The organism is Parabacteroides sp. AF14-59 (assembly GCF_003479515.1).
Classification (GTDB): domain Bacteria; phylum Bacteroidota; class Bacteroidia; order Bacteroidales; family Tannerellaceae; genus Parabacteroides; species Parabacteroides faecis.
In genome coordinates this window covers 11,519-34,612 of record NZ_QUHH01000032.1, presented here as the reverse complement: position 1 = coordinate 34,612, position 23,094 = coordinate 11,519, and the positions used below count along the sequence as shown (strand labels likewise).

Annotated in this window: 16 protein-coding genes and 1 riboswitch; of the genes, 6 read left to right on the top strand and 10 right to left on the bottom strand. The window is 41.1% G+C overall.

Annotation, left to right across the window (positions count from 1 at the left end):
* Nucleotides 1-19 precede the first annotated feature (19 nt).
* Entirely contained in the window at nucleotides 20-1,285 is a 1,266-nt protein-coding gene (gene nusA / locus DWW23_RS23705; RefSeq protein ID WP_122356870.1) for a transcription termination factor NusA, read from the bottom strand.
* 9 nt (nucleotides 1,286-1,294) lie between these two features.
* The gene (rimP, locus tag DWW23_RS23700) at nucleotides 1,295-1,762 is read right to left on the bottom strand and encodes a ribosome assembly cofactor RimP (RefSeq protein WP_183668546.1); all 468 of its coding nucleotides are present in this window, start codon (nucleotides 1,760-1,762) and stop codon (nucleotides 1,295-1,297) included.
* 996 nt (nucleotides 1,763-2,758) lie between these two features.
* Here rimP and DWW23_RS23695 point away from each other — a divergent pair.
* The 5 genes from DWW23_RS23695 to DWW23_RS23675 all read left to right on the top strand — a co-directional run bounded on the left by DWW23_RS23695 (nucleotide 2,759) and on the right by DWW23_RS23675 (nucleotide 11,533).
* Nucleotides 2,759-6,154, top strand: coding sequence for a SusC/RagA family TonB-linked outer membrane protein (locus tag DWW23_RS23695; RefSeq protein ID WP_122356867.1), 3,396 nt, complete (start codon nucleotides 2,759-2,761; stop codon nucleotides 6,152-6,154).
* 39 nt (nucleotides 6,155-6,193) lie between these two features.
* Complete coding sequence (locus DWW23_RS23690; RefSeq protein ID WP_122356865.1) at nucleotides 6,194-7,801, top strand: SusD/RagB family nutrient-binding outer membrane lipoprotein; 1,608 nt, start codon at nucleotides 6,194-6,196, stop codon at nucleotides 7,799-7,801.
* Between the two features lie 131 nt (nucleotides 7,802-7,932).
* Nucleotides 7,933-8,049, top strand: a riboswitch (TPP riboswitch).
* A gap of 62 nt (nucleotides 8,050-8,111) precedes the next feature.
* Nucleotides 8,112-10,310, top strand: coding sequence for a TonB-dependent receptor (locus tag DWW23_RS23685; protein ID WP_122356863.1), 2,199 nt, complete (start codon nucleotides 8,112-8,114; stop codon nucleotides 10,308-10,310).
* 4 nt (nucleotides 10,311-10,314) lie between these two features.
* Nucleotides 10,315-10,914, top strand: coding sequence for a nicotinamide riboside transporter PnuC (pnuC, locus tag DWW23_RS23680; protein WP_122356861.1), 600 nt, complete (start codon nucleotides 10,315-10,317; stop codon nucleotides 10,912-10,914).
* Nucleotides 10,898-11,533: a thiamine diphosphokinase gene (locus DWW23_RS23675; protein WP_122356859.1), complete on the top strand. Its 636-nt coding sequence runs from the start codon at nucleotides 10,898-10,900 to the stop codon at nucleotides 11,531-11,533. Before pnuC ends, DWW23_RS23675 begins: the two co-directional genes overlap by 17 nt.
* Before the next feature lie 118 nt (nucleotides 11,534-11,651).
* Here the strand turns inward: DWW23_RS23675 and DWW23_RS23670 are convergent, their stop codons facing one another.
* From DWW23_RS23670 to DWW23_RS23660, 3 genes are read right to left on the bottom strand one after another with little or no spacing between them, the layout of a single operon-like run.
* Nucleotides 11,652-12,020: a hypothetical protein gene (locus DWW23_RS23670; RefSeq protein ID WP_229801087.1), complete on the bottom strand. Its 369-nt coding sequence runs from the start codon at nucleotides 12,018-12,020 to the stop codon at nucleotides 11,652-11,654.
* A 57-nt stretch (nucleotides 12,021-12,077) separates the two neighbouring features.
* A complete protein-coding gene (locus DWW23_RS23665; RefSeq protein ID WP_122356857.1) occupies nucleotides 12,078-13,574 on the bottom strand; it encodes a DUF3868 domain-containing protein in 1,497 nt (498 codons plus the stop codon).
* A gap of 8 nt (nucleotides 13,575-13,582) precedes the next feature.
* Nucleotides 13,583-14,140 carry a DUF3575 domain-containing protein gene (locus tag DWW23_RS23660; RefSeq protein WP_122356914.1) on the bottom strand — a complete coding sequence of 186 codons (558 nt, stop codon included), beginning with the start codon at nucleotides 14,138-14,140 and terminating at the stop codon, nucleotides 13,583-13,585.
* Nucleotides 14,141-14,504: 364 nt separating this feature from the next.
* On the opposite strand from DWW23_RS23660, the gene DWW23_RS23655 reads away from it, so the two are divergent.
* Entirely contained in the window at nucleotides 14,505-15,458 is a 954-nt protein-coding gene (locus DWW23_RS23655; protein ID WP_122356854.1) for an Rpn family recombination-promoting nuclease/putative transposase, read from the top strand.
* A gap of 78 nt (nucleotides 15,459-15,536) precedes the next feature.
* On the opposite strand, the gene DWW23_RS23650 is transcribed toward DWW23_RS23655, so the two are convergent.
* The 5 genes from DWW23_RS23650 to DWW23_RS23630 form a co-directional block, all read right to left on the bottom strand.
* Entirely contained in the window at nucleotides 15,537-15,989 is a 453-nt protein-coding gene (locus tag DWW23_RS23650) for a DsbA family protein (RefSeq protein WP_122356852.1), read from the bottom strand.
* 43 nt (nucleotides 15,990-16,032) lie between these two features.
* Nucleotides 16,033-16,425 carry an HU family DNA-binding protein gene (locus tag DWW23_RS23645; protein WP_122356851.1) on the bottom strand — a complete coding sequence of 131 codons (393 nt, stop codon included), beginning with the start codon at nucleotides 16,423-16,425 and terminating at the stop codon, nucleotides 16,033-16,035.
* A gap of 759 nt (nucleotides 16,426-17,184) precedes the next feature.
* Nucleotides 17,185-20,355, bottom strand: coding sequence for a DUF4906 domain-containing protein (locus DWW23_RS23640; protein ID WP_122356849.1), 3,171 nt, complete (start codon nucleotides 20,353-20,355; stop codon nucleotides 17,185-17,187).
* Nucleotides 20,356-20,377: 22 nt separating this feature from the next.
* The gene (locus tag DWW23_RS23635) at nucleotides 20,378-21,514 is read right to left on the bottom strand and encodes a hypothetical protein (RefSeq protein ID WP_122356847.1); all 1,137 of its coding nucleotides are present in this window, start codon (nucleotides 21,512-21,514) and stop codon (nucleotides 20,378-20,380) included.
* A 26-nt stretch (nucleotides 21,515-21,540) separates the two neighbouring features.
* Entirely contained in the window at nucleotides 21,541-22,725 is a 1,185-nt protein-coding gene (locus tag DWW23_RS23630) for a hypothetical protein (RefSeq protein WP_122356845.1), read from the bottom strand.
* Nucleotides 22,726-23,094 lie beyond the last annotated feature (369 nt).

Sequence of the window (23,094 nt, the reverse complement as noted above, 5' to 3'; positions counted from 1 at the left end):
ACTTTGTCGTACTACTTTTTTATTCCTGACTTTCATCTTCAAATTCGGCAGATAAGATAGCAAGCACCTCGTCGACTGTTGTTTCTTCAAGGTCGGCACGTTCAATAATTTCATCACGGCTCAAAGCAAGTACGCTCTTAGCCGTATAGCAACCGATATTCTTCATTGCGTCAATTACCCAGCCGTCTATTTCATCTGTAAATTCATCCAGATAAATATCTTCCTCATCAGCTCCTTCCACATCACGGAATACATCGATTGTGTATTCGGTCAACATACAAGCCAGTTTGATGTTCAAACCACCTTTACCAATAGCCAATGAAACTTCTTCGGGACGAAGATAAACCTCTGCCTTATGTTCTTCTTCGTTCACTCGTATAGAGGAAATTTTAGCCGGGCTTAATGCACGCTGGATAAACAGCGATACATTGGATGTATAATTAATTACATCGATGTTCTCGTTTCTCAACTCACGGACAATACCGTGGATACGGGAACCTTTCATTCCTACGCAGGCACCAACCGGATCGATACGATCATCGTATGACTCAACAGCCACTTTTGCTCTTTCTCCCGGGATACGTGCGATAGCTTTGATCGTGATCAGGCCATCATTGATTTCGGGAACTTCCAGTTCGAACAAACGCTGCAGGAAAATTTTATCTGTACGCGACAGAATAATCTTCGGATTATTATTATAATTATCCACTTTCTGTACAACTGCACGGACAGTTTCACCTTTCCGGTAAAAATCGGAAGGAATCTGTTCTGATTTCGGGAGCAGCAACTCATTACCCTCGTCATCCAGCAGCAAAATCTCTTTCTTCCACACCTGATAGACATCAGCTGCGACAATTGTACCTATTTTATCTTTATATTTAGCATACAAACTATCCTTCTGCAATTCAAGAATCTTCGAAGCCAGTGTCTGACGAAGGTTCAGAATGGCACGACGTCCGAAATCGGCGAAATGAACTTCATCTGTCACTTCTTCACCCACTTCGCAGTCAGCATCGATTTTACGAGCCTCGGTCAACGTAAGTTGCAGATTCGGGTCTTCCAGTTCGTCGTCAGCCACAACCGTACGGTTTCTCCAGATTTCGAAGTCACCTTTTTCAGGGTTGATAATTACGTCATAGTTCTCATCCGTACCGAACATTTTAGCGATTACGTTACGGAAGGAATCTTCCAGCACGCTGATCATCGTATCCTTATCTATATTCTTCAACTCCTTGAACTCCGCAAGTGTGTCAATCATACTGATTGTTTCCTCTTTCTTGGCCATAATCTTTCTTTACTTGAATCTTATTAGGTATTTTGTATATTTTATTTCATCGAATGTATAGGATTGATCTTCCTGGACAGTAACTTTTCGTTTGGAACCTTCGGGTTTCACTTGCTTTTCAACTGTTACTACCACTCCGTTCTCATCTGCCGATTTCAATACTCCGGTCAGTTTCACCCCGCTTTTCAGCAGCATTTCCACTTCGTTCCCTATATTTTTCACGTATTGACGAAGTACTTTAAAAGGAGAAGTGACACCTGCCGAGCCGACTTCCAGTTCGAAGTCTTCCACCTCACGGTCCAGATGTTCTTCCACATACCGGCTCAACTCCGCACAATCATCAATACAAACACCCTCATCATTATCTATCTCAATAATGATAAGGTTTCCAGGTTTAACGACTACGTCAACCAAATAATTATCGGAAGAAGCCAATTTTTCTTCAACCAACTGAGTTATTACTCCCTTTTCAATCATAAACATACTGTTAAGAACAAAAGAAGGGGACTACCCGCCCCCTCCTCATCTTCGCTTAATCGCCCGCAAATATACAAATAATCAGTGAGTTTTCAAACAAATACAATCTTTTTATCAGAAAAGTTCTTTTACATACAAGGCAACAGGTTCTTTTTTTAATTCTGCCAGGGAGATATCAAAACTATTTTGCCATATAAAAGCAGATACAAAATGAAAAGATGAAAAACAAAAGGGGGAAATGAAGAAAAGATAAGAAAAATGACTTAGTTCTAAAAGAACTCTATACTATTGTCACGGTGCAAATATATAGAATAATTGTTTTATTATATTGCATTTATTTAAAAAAAGATGGCCGGCAGACTCTTTTTTAACATTCAATCGGCTATAAGGTTCATGACTAATCGTAAATAATCCTTTCCTGTATTCCAAAGTAAAAAAAACGCGAAGATTTATTTATCATAACATAAAATAAACAATAAGGAGGCACATATTGTTAAAAAAGAAGATACGAGCTCATACCTTTTCATCAGGTAGCATAAATATCTTTGATAATCATCTGTATACATACATTATAACCTTATAACAACAGCTCATTAATTAAGATTTAAGAGCTGTAGAAAAACCAGGCAACAGAATACGACAAATTGCCTGTTCTCTTCTTCTTAATAAACAATTCACTATCAAAAACCGGTATTTTTTCAAAAAAAACAGATCTATATATATAAATTGACCGGATTGGAAATATCTACTAGGATCCTACATCCGGTATATCAAATATACAATACATTTAAACAATAACATAACTCACTGAATATATAGACATTAGTCTTCAATGGTTAATAAAACAAGAATACATTAGTTCTTTTAGAACTATGAACACGCCAGATTTAAACGTCAGAATCTAAAGCATTCTATACACATTTTAAACAAAATAGAGTAAAAAGCCAAAAGAAGGGGACCAAGAGAGAGCCTCATTTATTAATAAAATCAATTATTATGTTGAAAAACTTCAAACCTGTCAGTTTGATTCTTGTCGCAGGAGCGATGACACTTCCCGTAAGTGCATATGCTGACTTAGCGCCAGAGAAACATGAAACCGCAGTTTCCCAGCAGAGTGGGAAAGTCATCGGTACTGTAGAAGATGATTTCGGCCCGATTGCCGGAGCATCTGTAGTTGTGAAAGGAACCACAAATGGAACTATTACCGACAATGATGGTAATTTTACATTGAACGGAGTAAAGAATGGAGATATCATCCAGATATCTTTCATCGGGTATGCCACAAGAGAGATGCCATATACCGGCCAATCTTCTCTTTCTATCAAACTTTCTGAAGATACTCAGAAGCTGGACGAAGTAGTCGTTACCGCCATGGGTATCAGGAAAGATGCCAAAAAGCTGGGGTATGCAGTCAGTACAATCGATGCCGGAGAGTTGATCAAAACCGGAACTCCCGACTTCGCCACATCATTGTATGGTAAGGCTTCCGGTGTGCGCATACAGGCTGCTCCGGGTGGTGGAACCTCTTCTGTATCCATCTCAGTGCGCGGTCTGTCGTCTATCACCGGTACAACACAGCCATTGATTGTAATGGACGGTGTGCCCATTCACAACGGTGACGCCAACAAAGACGGATACTGGACCAACCAGCGTGTAGAATCGAACGGTATGGTCGATATCAACCCCGAAGATATCGAAAGTATCTCCATCCTGAAAGGGGCTGCCGCCTCAGCCCTGTACGGTTCGGAAGCTGCTAACGGTGTTGTAATGATCACCTCCAAAAGTGGTAAAGGACAAAGTGGTCTGGGTGTAGACTTCAGTGCAAACTTAAGCTTTGATAAAGTAGCCTACATGCCCAATATCCAGAAAGAATTCGGGCCGGGCTATGATAATGCCCTATTGTCCACCGCCAGTGATTTTGAGAAACAGACCGGATTCCAGAACACCCGTACCGACCGGAACGGTAACCAGGTGATCAGTCCGCGTAACACCTATTACTCATGGGGACGTCCGTACGACTATACGACACAGTTATACAACTGGAACGGAGTAACCCGTACCCATGCACCTATCGACCACAACCAGTGGAACGATGTTTTCCAGACAGGTATCAACCAGACTTATAACCTGGCTATTACCAACGGTACGGAAAAAGGAAATCTGCGTTTCTCCTACACCTATGTAGACAATACCCCTACGCAGTTGAACTCACATAACAACAAGCACAACTTTGCATTATCTGGTAGCGCCAATATCCTGAAAAACTTAAAAGTAGATTATTCGGCCAACTATATGCGCCAGCATGTAAAGAACCGTGCTTACCGTATCAGCCGACTGCTGACAAACTATCAGGGTATGTTCACCGGTTACGATGATATCGCGGCTTTAAAGAACAGCACAGTGACCAGTCTCGGCTACATGAACACAAACTACAACAGCAACACATTGACCCCAGATGAAGCATGGGATTGGAATCCGGCAGGCTATCAGATGGCAACCGAATATTTCTGGAATATCTTCGGCAAAGAACAGTTGGAAGACAACAACCGTTTCATCGCCAGTGTGACGCCATCATGGGAAATAATTCCGGGTCTGACCGCACGCGGACGTTTGTCAACCGACTTGACATACAACGTGATTGAAAGCAAAAACTCGACAGAAACCCCGAACGTATTCAGACAGCCGGGCAATTACACCGGATACTATGGGTTGAAAAACTCCAAGTATGAAATCTACTACGGCGACCTTATGTTGATGTTTGACCGTACATTTGCCGAAAAATATAATGTCAGCGCAAATGCCGGTTGGTCTGCCCGCCAGGAAAATCAGTACGACACATCCGTGGGTACCCGCGGCGGTCTGAGCGTTGAAAACTGGTTTCACCTGAACTCTTCAGGTTTAACACCGGCAAACCCCGGCATGAAAAAAGCATCCCTGTTAAAACAAGCCTTCTTCGCCACAGCATCATTCGGTTATGACAGCTGGGCTTATGTGGAAGGTACGGTTCGCCAGGAAAAATCATCCACGCTGGCTCCCGGCTCCAACACATTCGTTTATCCTTCAGTCAACGGTAGTATCATTTATTCATCCTTGCTGAAAGACCTCAACCCCAGCTGGCTGGATTATGGTAAAATACGTCTCAGCTACGGTGTGGTAGGTAACGCACCTGAACTTTACAGAGCCGCTACCGGTTACAATCAGAGTGCAGTCGGAAGCTATATTTACAACCAAGTTCCACAATCTCTTGGAAACAACGAGATACAGCCGGAACAAAAGTATGAATTCGAATTAGGTTGGGAAAACAAATTCCTCGGCAACCGTTTAGGTTTCGAACTTTCTTTCTACAGTAATGTGGTGAAAGATCAGATCCTTCAGACTACGACGTCTGCTTCCTCGGGAGGTACTTCCATCCTGATGAACGTCGGCGAGTTGAAAAACCGCGGTGTTGAAATGTCTCTGTACGGTACTCCTATTCAAACCAAAGACTGGACATGGGATGTCCGTGCAAACTGGGCATGGAATAAGAACGAAGTAACCAAACTGATCGACGGCGTCAGCTCTATCGACCATTCTACAGTGGATAACGGAGCAGCAGTGCTTCAATCATCCGTAGGCCGCCCGATGGGTGACTGGTATGTATATGGAACGGTAAAAGATGAAAACGGTAATAAAATCGTTGACGACAACGGTTTGTATATCGTAGACTATACAGAGCGCCAAAAAGCAGGAAATGCCATGCCGAAAGTAGTCGGAGGATTCAGTACATCATTGAACTACAAAGACTTCTATCTGGATGCAACAATCGACTTCCGTATTGGCGGTGATGTAATGAACTTGCCTTACCAGTACATGACAGAACTGGGTATCCTGGATTGTACGCTGGACAACCGTGACGCATCCCGTGGCGGTCTTACCTGGTATGCAGACGGCAACGACTTGTCAGACCCCTCCAAACGTCACCTGACCGATCAGGCTGCCGGAACAACAGTGAACGGCAATATGGTTTACGATAATGGTGTGATCCAGCCGGGTGTTAAACAGGACGGCAGTCAAAACAATACGATTATTACAGCCGGTGAAGTCTATTACAACCAATATGGATGGGGATATTCCGGTAATATCACTTACGAAAATGCGATACAGAAAAACTCTTATGTAAAAATGCGCGAATTGAGCCTTGGTTACAGATTACCTAAAAACATCACCAGCAAATTCGGCTGCAAAAACCTGATGGTTTCCGTATACGGTCGTAACCTCTTCTACTTCTATAAGAGCTTGAAAGAATTCGATGCGGAATGTACTGACGGAACGACCTGGATCAGCCAGGCACAGATTGGCGGTTCTACAGCCACAACACGTTCATTCGGCTTCTCAGTACGTGCAAGCTTCTAATCGACGAAATAAATATAGAATAATAAAATTGAAAGATTTATGAAAAAAATATATGCACTCGCACTCGGATGCGCAGCCTTACTGGCAACGTCTTCCTGCAGTGACGACAAATTTACGGACCAATACCAGGATCCGTCGAAAACGCAAAAGGTGACATGTCCGGCTTTAATGGTCGGTGTCTGGCAAGCCTCCAATACATGGATGAATCCGGTTTATTACAGATACTATGTATCTTCCACCACTTCCGGCCTGTTCTCCGGCGTTATCGGCCATACAAACAGCAAGGACCGCTTTGCCGGTGCCGGACAGGGTTATTTCAACGAACGTTGGAGAAACTTCTACAATACACTGACTCAGTTCAGAGTATTGGAAAGCGAATTCAATAATCTCCCGGAAGAAGAAAAAGAAGATTACCGTATCTTCTTCCTGCTGGGACGTACTGTGATGGAAGAACAATTGTATGAAGTGTGTTCTGCCTGGGGAGGAGTTCCATTCTCTGAAGCCGGTACATTATGGGCAACCGGGAATGTTGCGACCTCCAAACCCAAATACGATTCGGACATCGATTTGTACCGGATGATCCTGACCGACCTGGACGAAGTCAATACATATCTTAACGGCCGTTCGCTTCCATCTAATGCCAGTACTTTCCTGAGCGCAGAAGATTACGTAAACAACGGAGATGTTTCCTTATGGCGGAAATATGTAAACTCATTGCGTTTACGTGTTGCTACCCATCTTGCCTCCAACGGCGATCTGGTCAACGAAGCCCGTACAGCGATCAAGACGATGTTGGAAAACCCGGGAACTTATCCTATGGTAGATGTCAATTCTGATAATATTACTGTACCACAGACCGACGACGATCAGTTCGACTTCGACCGTGACCTGCAGAATGCAATCGAAAACACCCGCTATAACCGCATGTCAGGTGCTATGCAACGTGCCTTAAATGCAAACACAAACAATGAAGACCCCCGTCTGGAAGTGTTATACGACAGTAACTGGAACAACGAGTATATCGGCCTCGACCCGAAAGAAACCATTACGGACCAGGAAACGAACCTGAGTATCTCGACACACGGTACTGCTAAATATTACGCCGCACTGGATACATCGACCTTCACCCGTAACCCGGGATTCCCTGGTCTCTGGATGACAGCTGCCGAAGTTTCTTTTATGAAGGCGGAAGCTTATGCCAACAACTGGGCCAGCGGCAATGCCAAAAGTGAATTCATAAATGCTATGAAACTCTCTACCGAGTTTTATTTCGACCTGAATTCTACAGGAACTTTCCGCGATGCACTGACAGCTCCGTCCGCTTCTGTCGTAGAAGCGTATGCCGAAACACAGTGGGATGCCAGCAATCCTCAGAAGAGTATTCTGACACAACGCTGGATACATCATGGCGCAATCCAGGAATATGAAGCCTGGAACGTCGTTCGTCGTACCGGTTATCCGGAAATTTATTTCAAACGTGATAACCAGTCCGTTGCCACTCCCCTGCCTCTCGACCGCATCCAGTATCCGTCTGACGAAAAAGACTATAACCCGGATAATCTGAATGCCCACCTGGGAGGTAAGGAAGATTCCTGGTACACTCCGCTGAACTGGATGAAGAGTACATGGTATACAACGATTGAATAGCATACAGAAAATATCCACAGTAAATAATTACAACATAATTGATGGTAGATTGTGGAACAGAAACCGCCCCGAAGTGATTCGCGGCGGTTTTACCATTTGTACAATCCCCTAACTTTCCTTACCTTTGCCATCCGAATACAAAGGGGTGCTTGCAGCGTACCGAATATCGTACGTACCGCAGGCTGAGATTATACCCATATTACCTGATACGGATAATGCCGCCGAAGGGAATTGTAAAACATGGTATACTTCTTCACACAACACTCCTCTCCTATTCATTTATCAGTTTTTAAACAATAAGGTAAAAAGGATGAAAAGTGTATTATTATTTATTGCCGGTTCGCTGGCCACATGGGCCACAGCGGAAAATCAACCGGATCCTGTCGATTCTTTAAAAATTTCACGCGATCTGTCGCTGGACGAAGTAGTCGTCACAGCCACCCGGGTAGCCAAAGGGACTCCGGTAGCCTACAGCGAAGTATCCAGAAACGAACTCACCCGCAAAAACGACGGCCAGGGTATTCCCTATCTGATCTCTCAATCTCCGTCTGTCATCATGACTTCAGATGCAGGGACAGGGATCGGTTATTCCGGTTTCCGTATCCGCGGAACAGACGCCAACCGTATCAACATCACAGTAAATGGCGTGCCGGTCAACGACTCCGAATCACATACGGTCTTTTGGGCGAACATGTCCGACTTTGCCTCATCTGTCGACAACATACAGATACAACGCGGAGCCGGAACATCCACTAACGGAGCCGCAGCCTTCGGGGCTACCGTAGCCATGCAGACACAGAAGCCGGACCTGAAATCTTATGCTGAATATTCCCTTTCGGCAGGTTCGTTCGGAACCGTTAAAAACTCAGTGAAGCTGGGAACCGGATTGCTCCATGACCATTTCGTGTTCGATGCCCGTTATTCCAATGTACAAAGTGACGGATATATCGACCGGGCAACAGCCAATATGCATTCTTACTTCGGTTCCAGTACTTATTACGGAGATAACACGCTGGTCCGTTTCCTGACTTTCGGAAATATAGAGAAGACGTATCAGGCATGGAACGGCGTTCCCTCCTCTCTTCTGAACAGCGACCGAACCTACAATCCGTGCGGAGAATACGAAGAAAACGGAATCAAAAAGTTTTACAACAACCAGACTGACAATTACTGGCAACAGAACTATCATCTGATGGCCAGCCAACGCCTGGGTGACTTGTGGAACATGAACCTGACTCTCCATTATACACATGGGGAAGGGTATTACGAAGATTATAAAGCAGATTCAGATTTCGAAAAATACCAATTACCCGAATACATAAACGGAAAAGGCGATACCATCCGCAAATCAGACCTCGTCCGCCGTAAATGGCTGGATAATGATTTCTATGGCGTTGTCTACAGTGCAAACTACCGTTCCGAACGTCTTCAGATGAGTTTCGGTTCGGCTGTAAACAAATATGTAGGCGACCATTTCGGCCGTGTCATGTGGGTAAAGAGCGGAGAAGCACTTCCACAGCCAGACTACGAATATTACCGTAACAGAGGAAACAAATTGGACTATAACTTTTATGTAAAAGGCAACTACCGGTTTCACCCGTATCTGAACGGATATCTCGACCTGCAATACCGCGGTATTTATTATACCATTAAAGGAAGTGACGACAAAGCCCGCGGTGACGTCGATGTAGACAAGCACTGGAATTTTTTCAACCCGAAAGCGGGCATCAATTTCCAGAAAGACGGCCATAATGCTTTCATCTCCTTCTCCGTTGCCAACCGGGAACCCAACCGTGACAATTTCACGGAAGCCAAACCCCATGAACGTCCCGCACACGAAACCCTGTACGATTATGAAGCCGGTTATAGCTTCGGTAACGAGCGTTTCCGGGTCGGTGCCAATCTCTATTTTATGGATTATAACAATCAGTTGATCCTTAGTGGCAAAATCAGCGAAATTGGTGAGGCTTTGACCAGCAATATCAAAGACAGTTATCGTATGGGTATCGAACTGACCGGAGGTGTAAGTATCACCCACTGGCTGGAATGGAATGGAAACGTTACCCTGAGCCGTAACAAAATAAAAGACTATACTCATTTTATGGACGATTATGATAACGGCGGCCAGGCTAGCGAATACCTGGGAACAACAGATATAGCCTTCTCCCCCGGTATCATTGCCAACAGTATGTTCGACTTCAATCTGAAAGGATTCTCCGCGAGTTTCAACTCACAGTTCGTAGGCCGTCAGTACATCGACAACACTTCCACCAAAGACCGTTCGATCGATCCTTACTTTGTGAACAGCCTGCGTGTTGGATATGTCTTCAAACCGAAATTCATCAAAGAGCTTGGAGTAGATGTTACGATCAACAACCTCTTTAACGAACAATATGAAACAAATGCCTGGGTTTCCACCTACACCAGCGGAGGTAAAGTCCACAAATACGACGGCTATTTCACCCAGGCAGGTACAAATGTCATGGCAAGAGTAACATTCAAATTCTGAAAAAATGGAGCAACTACTGGAATATTTTGGTGTCATAACAGGTTTTCTTTACCTGTTACTGGAGATCAGACAGCATAAAGCAATGTGGATTGTCGGTTTTATGACCTCACTGGTCTACGTTTTTGTTTTCTTCTTCTCTAAAATATATGCCGATATGGGACTGAATATCTACTATGTTGCCATCAGCATTTACGGTTTCAGAAAATGGACCTGCGCAGAAAAAAATATTACCGAAGAAAAAGTCCCGGATGACACAATTTTCTACCGTCATATCACCTGGTCATTATTCGCGGGGATAGCATCAGCTATCCTCGCCATATACACTCTGCTTTATTACATACTCCACAATTTCACAGACTCTCCGATCCCTATGGGCGATGCATTCACCACCTCCGTCGGAATCGTTGCCACCTGGATGTTGGCGCGCCGTATTATCGAACACTGGATATTCTGGGTTATCGTCAATTTCGTATCCGTCTATCTTTATTATCTGCGTGGCTTATATCCTACTATGTTTTTGTACATTTGCTACGGCATTTTAGCTATTGTCGGATATTATACGTGGAAAAAGAAAGGAATAAATACAAATGACAACATCTTATGATTGTATAGTGGTTGCTAACGGTAGTTTTCCGCAAACAGCCGGGCCGTTGGAACTTTTAAAATCCGCACCGGCCATCATTGCATGCGACGGGGCAGTGCAGAACCTGCATGAACGGGGACTGATCCCTACAGCTATCGTCGGCGACCTCGACAGCATCCCCCCCGCAATGTTGCAACTATATGACGACCGCATCCATACGGTAGAAGACCAGGAAATAAACGACCTCACTAAAGCCGTACGTTTCGCCCACTCTTCAGGCTTCCGGAACCTACTGATCCTGGGAGCTACCGGGCTGCGCGAAGACCATACACTGGGAAATATATCGTTGCTGACAGATTACGCACCTTTATTCGATCAGGTAGAAATGATTTCCGATTACGGCCGTTTTGTTCCCGTGCTACAAACAGCAACACTGCCATGCACACCCGGCCAACAAATCTCTATCTTTTCCATGTATCCCTGCGGAGAAATAACAACCGAAGGTCTCCGCTGGCCCATCACCCACCGTCGTTTGACATCCTGGTGGCAAGGCAGCCTCAACGAAGCGACCGGAACGGAATTTATCCTCACCCTTTCTCCGGATGCCCGGCTGATCGTTTATTTCCAAACCCCTCTCTAATTTTCAATTCTCAATTAAAAAAAATGCCCCGGAAGGATAACCACTCACTTCCGGGGACTTAATACACCCTCAATTTTACAACTTAGTATACTTAACCAAAGCCTCACGGCTTCACCTTTTATGCTGGTAATTTATTCAATTGACAAGCTTTCCATTCCGGGAAGCCGTCTATCTGATCGTTCAGCTGAAATAATAGTTTATCATCAGCCACTTGTTTCAAAATAGTTTTCGGAGCAAGAGGCAAACGCATGTCGTCCACTTCAAAAAAAGCTTTCAACAAAATCACGTCATATCCGTCACGAACTACTTCCTTCTTTATTACAACCGGCACTTTCAGCTGAGCCAGATAATAAGCGGAACGTTCATAGGCGCACCATTTGTTTCCTTCCAGATAGAGATGTACTCCGTTCCGGTTGTTGATCTCGTTCACTAAAACGTTCTCGACTTGTGCAGCATGTTCCATATTATTACTTTTATGCTTTTTCATAAATCATTCCAATGCAAAAATAGACTCTATTTATAACAATCTCACACGGTGTATGTATCAATTATGTGCGTTGAAACTATCAAACAGAGCATTGTCATCTCTTTTCTTCTGCAATTCTCTCAAATTATTAGCTGCTCCTATCACACCGGCATCATTTGCCTTTTTCAACAACACTTCAGCTCCATCGAGATCACCTTCAATTAATTTCAAAACACCACGGGCATGGATCGCTTCCGCTGAATCACCGGCTTTCGACAGATAATTTTTTGCAGCGGCATAATCGCCTTTTCCTATAGAGATATTAGCAGCATTCAGATTCGCCACCGGATCAGAGCTATACATACGTACAGCTATTTCAAATACATTATTATACTCTTTGCTTCCTGTTTCATAGCTATTGGCTACGGCAAACATTTCGCTCAGGCTCAACTGCTGCGGACGTGTTTTGATAATCTCACGGCCTTCTTCCACTGTGAACTCGCGGACCGTATAGTCGATACGGTATTCCGAACGGCGCAATGACGGGAAAATATTTTTCAATACATAACTGAAAGCCGATCCACCTTTCAAAGCGCGTAATTTGGCCTCTTTCTGGTCAGGCTGCAGATCACTAGCTATAATACCGAGTACCTCATCACGTGCAGGCACCTCCGAATCAGCCACAACCTGTGCCTTGAAACCAGCCCAATCTTCCGGCTCATTTTCTAATGTAAAGAAACTCTGCGGGAAATCATTTTTTGAACGAATATAATCCCGCAACGCTTTCACACGGTTATCAGACAAGCGGTCGTTCGAAGCATAGGAGCCTTCCGGAGAAGCATATCCTTTCAGCATAATACCTTTCGGAGTAATATTTTTATCCGACGTCACCGAACGGATCGTACTATTGATCTTATCCAATTCTGCAGCATTATTCCGGAAATCGGGAAGTATCTGTGACTTGCCCACCTGGAAGTCCAGATAAGCCGTACCCACTTCTGCACGGTGTTTTTCCGTTTCTGCTACCGGTGTTATATACGCCAGCGTAGGTTGTACCTCATAGCGTGCATCCGGACGGCGGCGGATATGATCCGTTACCAACAATTTATTAGCATCTTCCTGTCCGCAACCGCAAAGATCGGCTGCCAGTGAAATCTTCGCATCCTTCATCCAGTCTTCCCAACCGATAGCGGCCTGGTAACGAATCACCTCTTCCGTTTGGTCTTTGTTCACCTTTGCCACACTATAATGCGGTATTTCCACCAGGTTATTCAATTTGATCTCGCGGGTATATACTTTATGACGGATACGGCCGTTACGCAATACGGAGAGAAAACCTTCTTTCTTGTCACCGACTTCCACCACCGGCGTCAATTCGAGCGACTTACATGTTTTAACGGAACTGTTATTCAAAGTAATGACCGCATCCAGGTAAAGCGAATCTCCCCGTTGCACCGCATCATTACAAACTACTTTCACCGCATTCGATAGTACACCGTTCTGTGCCATTGCAGCCGGAGAAAGCACTACCAGTACTGCTGCCAGTATATATATATTTTTCATTTTCTTATTCATCGTCCTGCTTATTTAAAGAAATAGATAAAAGAAAGAGCAGCTTTCGTCACACCGAAGTAGTCTCTGGTTCCACTTTTTTCGATCGTACCACATACTGCACATGGATATTTATCATTATCCAGATGAGCCCAACCCACACCGATCACAGCTTCCATACTCCACCGGCTACTCAACAGCCACTGGTAACCATAAGATAAACCGGCACCGTAGAGATTTCCCTGATAACGATGATTTTCCATATTACTACCCAGAATTTTCATACCGCCTACATTATAATCAGCATAATGTGCGTGCAGTCCGAAGAAATGTCCGTTAAACTTTTCGCATAGCCAGTAGCGCACTTCCGGCTGAACCAACCAATGTTTAAAACGGGCTTCGTCACCGAGCATCCAACCGTTATAATTACCCGACAGGTCTAACGACCATTTCTGAGCCAACCCTACTTCCACTCCCAGGTTTATGGTAGCAGTCGCATCATAAAGTAAATTTGACTTCACCGCAAACTTCTGTCCATAGACATTCGTCATACCTGCCAAAAGCAAAAAGAGGAAAAGTACTTTTTTCATATACATTATTATTATTATTTTTTCTACCCTGCAAATCTACATAAAAAGAAAGATTTTCAACGTTTACAAAAGTAGTTATTCCGATTATCTTCAATAATAGGCAAGTCTTTCAAGTTAATAGGGTAAATCTACCATATTTACCGTTTTTGATAGAAATACCGACTGCGGATAGAAATACCGACTTCCATTCGTCACAAATCCGATAAAAGATATGCTTTTACAGATCACATTCTAATAATGTCGTACTGTTATAAATATAAATCACACATGGTATAGCATCCGTTTCACGAATAATTCATACATTTGTTGCATCGCCATGCTATCAAGGCGATAGCTGGCAAAAACCAATTTAATTTTCTTAGCTATGAATGAAGAGTTTTTCCCTCCGAAGGAGAAGTTTATCAATCCCTTTACAGATGAGGGCTTTAAAAGAATTTTCGGAAATGAGATCAACAAAGACATGATCATCAGGTTCCTGAACATTTTGCTGAACGAAACGATTACCGACATCACTTTCCGAAATGTAGAAGCCCTGGGGATATGCCGGAACGATCGTAAAGCCGTTTTCGACATTTTCTGCGAAACAGACAAACATGAACTGATCATCGTGGAAATGCAGAAAAGTTCCCAGAAATACTTCTCCGACAGAGTTTTGTATTATGCTTCTTTTGCCATCCAGCAACAGGCGACATACGCCAAAGAGCAGCTGGAACAGGAATTGAAGCTGTTGAAAGAAAAGCAGGAAGGAAACGGCAGTAAGCCGAAACGACTTCGCTGGAACTATGCGGTGAACCGTGTATATGTCGTTTGTTTTTTAAACTACATCATGGACCGTAAACATCTGGCGAAATACCGATGGGACATCATTCGGATGGATCGGGAACTGAAGGAGCCTTTCAGCGATACACTGATGGAAATTTATCTGGAGATGCCCAAATTTAAACTGAGACTCTCCGAATGTGATACATTATATAAGAAATTTTTATTTGTACTAAATAACATTGAGATCATGGAACGATTACCCAAGGAACTGAACGAGCAGATTTTCCAGAAGCTGAAAAGCATTGTGGAAATCGAACGCATGACCCCCGACGAACGACTGGCCTACGAACTCAGTTTGTCGACAGAAAGGGATTTATATGCCTGCATGGAGACCAAATATGAAGAAGGGCTGGAAAAAGGAATTGAGAAAGGGAAAGCCGAGGGACTTGCCGAAGGCATCAAAAGCGTAGCCGTCCGTCTCAAACGCCTGGGAATGGACCTGCCATCCATCACCCATGCAACAGGCCTGACCGAAGCCGAGATACAAGCATTGTAAATACTTCACATAAAAAAGAATGTGTCAAAAACCCATTCTCCGGTTTTGACACATTCTTGTTACTTACTCCAACGGAACCTATTCGATTTCCGGGCGATCGGAACCGCCACCACCTTCTGAACCACCACCGGTTTCATCAGTTTTGGGAATTTCGAACTTCTGAATACTTACTTCGTTCAACATACCCTTGAAATAAGCTCCCGGGGTAAAGATAATTTTACGACGGCGCAAAGCTTCCGCATTCACGGCCTCTTCTGTATCCTGGCTCTTGCTACCGAAAGCAGGACGAAATGTCCCGAAATCACCCAGCTTCACCGACAAATGGTTTTCCAGATTCCACATGATCGCATCGATCAGACCATCAGTCACCATTTTCACTACGCCACGCGGCGCCATACCCACTTTGGTTACCTGGTCGCAAAGAGCGGGATAATCTACCGTACCTGCCAACAGAGGGCGGGCTACATACTTCACTGCCTTGGTTTTATCAAACCCGAAAACAGTTTTCTTAACTACATACTTTAAAGCCATACTGATTTGTTATTAAATGATTATTAAAAAAGAGACTACAAATTCATCGTTTTTCGGACTTCCGGACACCTGCATTATCCAGTATCCTTTTGAAATTTCCGCTTGTGGTAAAGATTATTTTGCGACGGCACAAAACATCTGCATTCACATCCTTTTCCTCACTCTGAGGCTTACATCCGAGTCCCGGACGAAACGTCCCGAAATCATCCAACTTCACCGACATGTGATTGAGCAGATTCCATTCCAACACCTCGATCAAATCGTCGATAACCATTCTTATCATACTGTCCGAGACTCCCATACAGCGTTTGGTTACCTGCTCACAAAGTTCGGCATGTTTCACTGTACCGGCCAGCAGAGGCCGGGCTACATATTTCTCTGTCCTGGTTTGATCGAAACCGAAAACAGTTTTCTTGACTACATACTTTAATGCCATACTATTATTGTTTTATGATTACGAAACAAAGGTACGACAGGCTGTTCCGACGAAAACGGGATAGAGCGGTTTAGTGCGGGATAAGAAGGTTTAAATAGGAATAAATCAGTTTACTGCCATATATGTTCCTAATCACAACCGTTTTTTCATCCAAACACTGTCAGACCTTTGTTTCTCGATTATGTTACAAAGATAGGACACCGGTCAGGGGTCAAGGGACCCTGCGGAAGGATACGGGACTATTCAGGAACATTCGGGTACTTTTTGTTGAAAAAAGGTAAAAACCGAATACGTTTTTCTTTATTACATACTTTAATGCCATACTATTTTGTTTTAAATGATTATGAAACAAAGGTACGGCGGGAGGTTACGGCCTTGAAGACCTATGTGTTTTCACGTGACGAAACAGCACTTTTTTTCTTTTAATTGCATTTCTATGTCGTTAATTGGAGGTGACAACTACAAAAAGGACCGCTATCCTAAACCAAAAGAGATGGGATAATTCTGATAAATTTGGACATCTAAATTTTATTCCACATGTTTTTCCATGACACTATCTTCAATTAGCAGAATTATACAAAATTAAAATGATGACCTAGTCAATAAGATATCATACTGAAAATAGAATATCCAAATTGGAAAAATGAAAAATACGGAACTCATATTGAATCCCGTATTTCACATTTACACTATATATTTGATAATACCATTTTATAACTGATATTCAATACATATCATTAGTTCAGAAAATCTACATTCTTATTTTTTATCTTTCACACAACGAACTTCGGCCGACTTAGTATCTTTACTTAAGGTTATATTTTCCTTAGTATTCAAATTATAAACAATACCCAAGTCTTTTTTATAAGATAAAGAGGACTTCGTATTAGAAAATATCATTGAAGTTGAAGAATATCCACTAAAAGCTTGGATCAATGTCAACTCACGCATATTAGGAATACGCCACCCATTTGGACAAGGAGATACAACCGTATTCGCATAAATACTTTCACTGGTTATTTTTTTACTCGTAAGTTGATCCTTAACAATGAAGGACATATAAGGACGATTATACTCACTCAATTCATCTCCAATTACCAATTCTTGTCCTTTATCATCTGTTTTTCTCAAAGCTTTAGGGTTAACATTAGACAAATCAAGAAGTACTCCTCCAGTAGCCGTCTCCTTAGAAACATACTTGATTACTTCATCTGCCTGTGTCGGTTCTTCTTTATGATTATTATAATTAATCCCCAAATTACGGACACAACGATAATTCCAATATCCGTTATTCATTTCATTAGAACCAGTAGCAGCACCTTCTTCTGCCCAAAACTGAATATTATTACTATTGGTAAAATGATAATCACGATAATTATAATTGTTACTATAATTGTCATTTTCATCTCGCGTCACAGTTTCACCATTAGGTAATAATTGAACATCCACAGGGAGCGCATCTTTCCCTAAGAATAAGCCTGTCATTTGATTTATTGCAGGTAAGTACCAGCGTACTTCATCATGCTGAATTTTACCATCTCCGTTTAAGTCACGATTTCGCTGAAGACAAGCTTGCTGCAAAAGAGCTACATTATCTTTCTTCTTCAATTGATTGGTTGCCGATACAATATAATTCCACCAACTCGCATCGGCTTTGTAGCCTATATTCTTGAACATATTATATCGCCCATTATCTTTTGACTCCGACATCAACACGTCCTGTTTTTCAATGGGCAATCTTCCATTCAAATACGTTTTATTATCCACTTTTGCACTAGCATAAGCACATTCATTTACAGACTCAACCCCCCAACCTGTAGAAGCGTTGTCATTATAAAACGTTTTAATAGATTTCTGGCTTATTAAGAAGTTTGATTTAGTCAAACTACTTTCTTCATCTTTACTATATTCCGTATCGCAAAGAATATGCATTTCACGGTTTTCCTTATTTACAAACTTACTCCAATGAGGAGAACCAGTAGTTTTTCCCGTAGGATCAGCATCATAATAATATTCATCGACAAAAACAGTAAATACGGCATTACCATCTGAATCATATATTGAATTTTCATCAACATCTTTGTTCTTGTCATCCTTTAGTTTCTGGATCAATGTTTTAATATCAAGACGCTTACTATTATCCGAAGGAAACTCCGTAAAATCTTTATTGTAAGTATATTTTGTTTGAATTGAAGTCTGAGTTATACCACATTTCTCATAATACCAACCAGACCAAACTCCCCATTTTATAGTGGTTGCATTTACTCTAAAATTAGTTTCTTTTGAGACTGGAACTTTAATTCCCTCATCATAATCATCTAAAGCAGAATAAGATAGATCTAGAACTCTACAAGCAGGATAAACATTTTTTATTTTATCATCGTAAAGTCCCTTGTATTTTTTTTCACTATACGTATACTTATTGACACTTCCGCCACCACTTTTTTCTTTAGAATTCTGCACAAACCAAACCCACTTGTAATCTATTGCTTTATCGCCTCTTCCATCTTTATCAAAAGGTGTTTTTACTCGGAAAGAAGCATCAGCAGAAACATTTCCTTTATTAAAAACAATCGTATGTGTAGTATAGTGCGCATCTACAAAATAGAATTGATCTGATTTTACAACATCGCCTTCAGCACCAGGTTGTTTTTCTATTACATCATCCGGTGTTTCATCATTAGAAGATTCAACTTCTAATTCGATATTATCTACTCCCTTTACTGTTACATTATAGGTATAGGAACAATTTCTTTCGCTCTTGAAATCGTCGGCTTTATCTCCCAGGAAACCCAAATGAATTGTATATTTCACTTCCGCCGTTTTTTCTTTCAAAGTTCCATCATCTCCTAGATATTGTTCGTAATAGGAACCTATCATCTCTACATACGTAGCATATTTATGAGCATTTACATAATCGCCATTCTTTCCACTACCGTCTTTTTGCTGTCTTTCTCTTTCATTGTAATCAGTTATTTTATTCAATGCTCGCTTACGGTTTTCAAACATATAAAAAACAAAGTCTCCGCCAATTATATTATCCTCACCATCTTGCAAGGTCTGATCAAAATTTTCATATGGATCATCTTTGGAAGCTTCTGTATCTGAGTAAAAATCACCAGGACTACTGGTTTCATCTCCTGCACTGTCATGTGTACTCCCTTCATTATCTGAATAATTCCTTTCAAAGACATACGAAGTAACCGGGACATTCAATACACGGTATCCTTTGGGAGTAAATGTTTTCTTCAACCCATCTGCTTCGCTAACTTTTACATTAAACTTAATACGTGAATCCATTCTGGCTAAATAAATTTTACCTTCTGTAGTCGGCCGACCATCCACATCAATAGAAACTGTTCCTCCGGTAAGAGAACCCACATCTTTACCATTTTGAGCAAAAGATCCACTCATCAAAAAACGCCCACTTCCACGATCTACCGGAGCATTTTTATCAGTCAAAGCTGCAGACAACTCCTTTAAATCATCTACCGACTGCAACTCCCCAAATACTTTAGAAGCTTCATAGGCCTTAGCACCAAACAAGTTAGCAATAGCAAATATCTTTTTATTATTCTCCGATATAATCCCGTCTAAAGAGATTGTACCAGTTGTTGCCTGGTTATTATCATCATTTTTCTCTGTTACATTTTGCAAGTCTCCATACGCAAACGAAAATGATTTTTCGAATGTTCCGTCCGAATGAAACACAAATACATACAGATCATAAACTTTATACTCTGCATTGGTAGAAACAGCACCTTTGGTAACTACTTTTTCAGCAACACCTTCAGCAACAAACGATAATTTAGCCGTTACAGGAATACCTTCTATCACTTCCTTACCCTTTTTAACAATCGTTTCATCAACACAAGAGTTTAACAGAAACAATCCGAGTAAAAGCACTAATATATTATTGTATAGTTTCATATTTCGTATATTTTAAGTCTGTTTAATCAAAAGATGGAATATTCACCGTTTTTTCATTCCATGAGACCACCTCATAGTTCAAATTCGTAATAACACTTTGATCCATTTTTAATGTACCTGTTACCTCATAATAATTTCCACGTACAAGGCCTTTTGTTATAGCTGGATTTATATATAAAGTATAAGTATTCTCTACAGAAAATGATCCATCCTGTGCTTTACTCATCTGCCCTGTCATCTGAACGGTTAACCCTGATTTATCATCATCATAATGAGGTTGCTCATAAGTATAAAAAACAATATCATCTACTTTCTGAACGGAAGAACCAGATGCTTTCTTATAATATGCATCAAAAAACGAATCAGAATTACCGACTTTATACTCCCAAATACCTGAATAAAGTTTTATCTTACTAATACTTACTCCGTATTTAGATTTATCCTTTTGTATTCCATCAGTCATTTTAAAATACATTTTATCAGAAACACTTAGGTTTAAACGAACCTTTGCTGCCAATTGTGATAAAGGAACAACCGGAGAAACGCCTTCTTTTACTAGATCGTTTGCATCAATCAAATTCCCGGATGCATTAAATTTCATTTCACATTCTCCTTGCTTTATTAATGATTCAGGATTAAATGTATAATAAGTATGCTCTGTATCAAATCTTTCTTTACTTAAAACAGAAGCTGATTTCCAATCCGAATAACTCCAATTCTTCATATCGGAATCGTTTGATGAAGTCAGGCTTCCATCTGTCGGACAATTAGCAATAGCGATCACCATTAAATCAGTCTTGATTGGAAGCGTTAAACCCGGGATGGTAAAAGAACCACTCTGAGAATTAATACCAGTATGGAGATTTGCACATATTTTTTTACTCCATGCGTCATCGTCTCCTTTTGCAAAAACAGCGATAAAACAGTTATTCACTTTCAATTCTGATTCTGTTGAATAACTATATCCATCTGCATGTCCCGGTACTTCATTTGCACCAGAAATCTCTGCTGTTGCTTTTGTATTCACCCCATCATTCATTGTAAAACGAAGCGTGAATGTGCCAGTTTCATACGGATGTTCGTCTATTGGAGACTCTTCACTACAAGAGGCAACAAATATAAACAGCAAGATTAAGCCTAATATTTCTCTTATATTCATAATATTAAATTTTACCCTTGTTATTATTAATTTTTAGAACCGTTGATTTCACCCAAATCAATTGTATTCGGAATCCAATCATTTACAACATATTCAACATTATCACCGGAGATTTCAGAAACCGTTACATACAGCTTATATAATTTACCAGCTTCTACTTTTTCAGCAAAACCGTCATCTTCTTTCGGAGATTTTATCTTGATAATCTTTGTATATTCTGCTCCACCTTTTTCTAAAGTATAAACAATTTTTAAAGCCGTCTTTTTATCATCATCCGTCGTTTCATTTCTATAAGTATAAAAACGTATCTCTGGAACACTATTGTATTTAGGATTTGTTTTGCCTTCTTCTAAATAATCGGGAAGGACATAAGACCCATCGAAAGTATTATCATCACCAACTTTAAGAGCTCCTACAGAATCAAAATTGTCTTTATCATCATTAACAGATTTTCCTTGGTTCAAATAAGTTTTATTCTTAAGGTTTATCAATTCAACACTTACAATATTTTTTAATGCATCATTTACTTCACCTTTCGGATTTCTAATCTTAAACTCTTGTAACTGAACAGCAGCAGTAACTTGCGATACCGGAATCACAATCTTATTGCACAATTCATCACTATGTGTTAAAGCACTTTCTTTTAATACTAGTTTATGACTATCAAGTAACTTATAAGAGCCCTTCTTCACGAAAATATTGATATGACTTTTTCCTATTAATTTATTTTGTATTTCTGTCAATGATTTACAATCTATAAATCCATCGGCATCCGAAACAACAGGTTGAGTTTGAAGATCTATACCGTCAAGTTTGGCTTGCAAATTTGCGACTGCAAAGAATGTTAATTCAGGGGTTTCACCATTGTGAACTTTAATTGTCATATGTTTTTTCACAATTTGTGCGCCATCTTTTTTATATCCAAAATCATAATCTTTTGAATTTTTGTCAGTATTATAGGTACTATAAAAATCAGAAGCTACCACATTCCCATCTTTATCAAGAACTGCTATATAGCAACTGGAAATTGAACCTTCTGTTGTATTTACATACTTATCGGGGATTTCTTCTCCATCTGCACTTACACTTGATCTTGTTTGAACAGCAGCACTTGTAGTCAATGCAAACTCGAACTCTGCATATGAATAAGCTTCTGTCTTTGTTTCATTATTATCCGAAGTATCTATCCCATCTAACCAATCGTCTTCCATAGAACAAGATGCTGTTATAAACAGAAGACATAAAATTGAAAAAATATTTATTAGTTTCATAACCCTACACTTAAGTTTCTATTTCGTTTGACTTACACTGCAAAAGTATAGGGTATTTGAAGACATGGCGATAGGCGAAACTTTCAAGATTAAGGGGTAAAAATGCCACACCTTCAAATTGATAGGGGCACCTTTTCTATACGAGAGGAATGCCAATATTTACACAGAATCGACCTTTATTGGTGGGTATTTATTTCGAAAAGTGAGAATTTTCAGTATTGAGAGATACACCTGTTATTTTGAAACTTATAACCGCTTTCGTGGTATACAGAATTATATTCCTAAAATAAACCTACTTAAACCAATAAA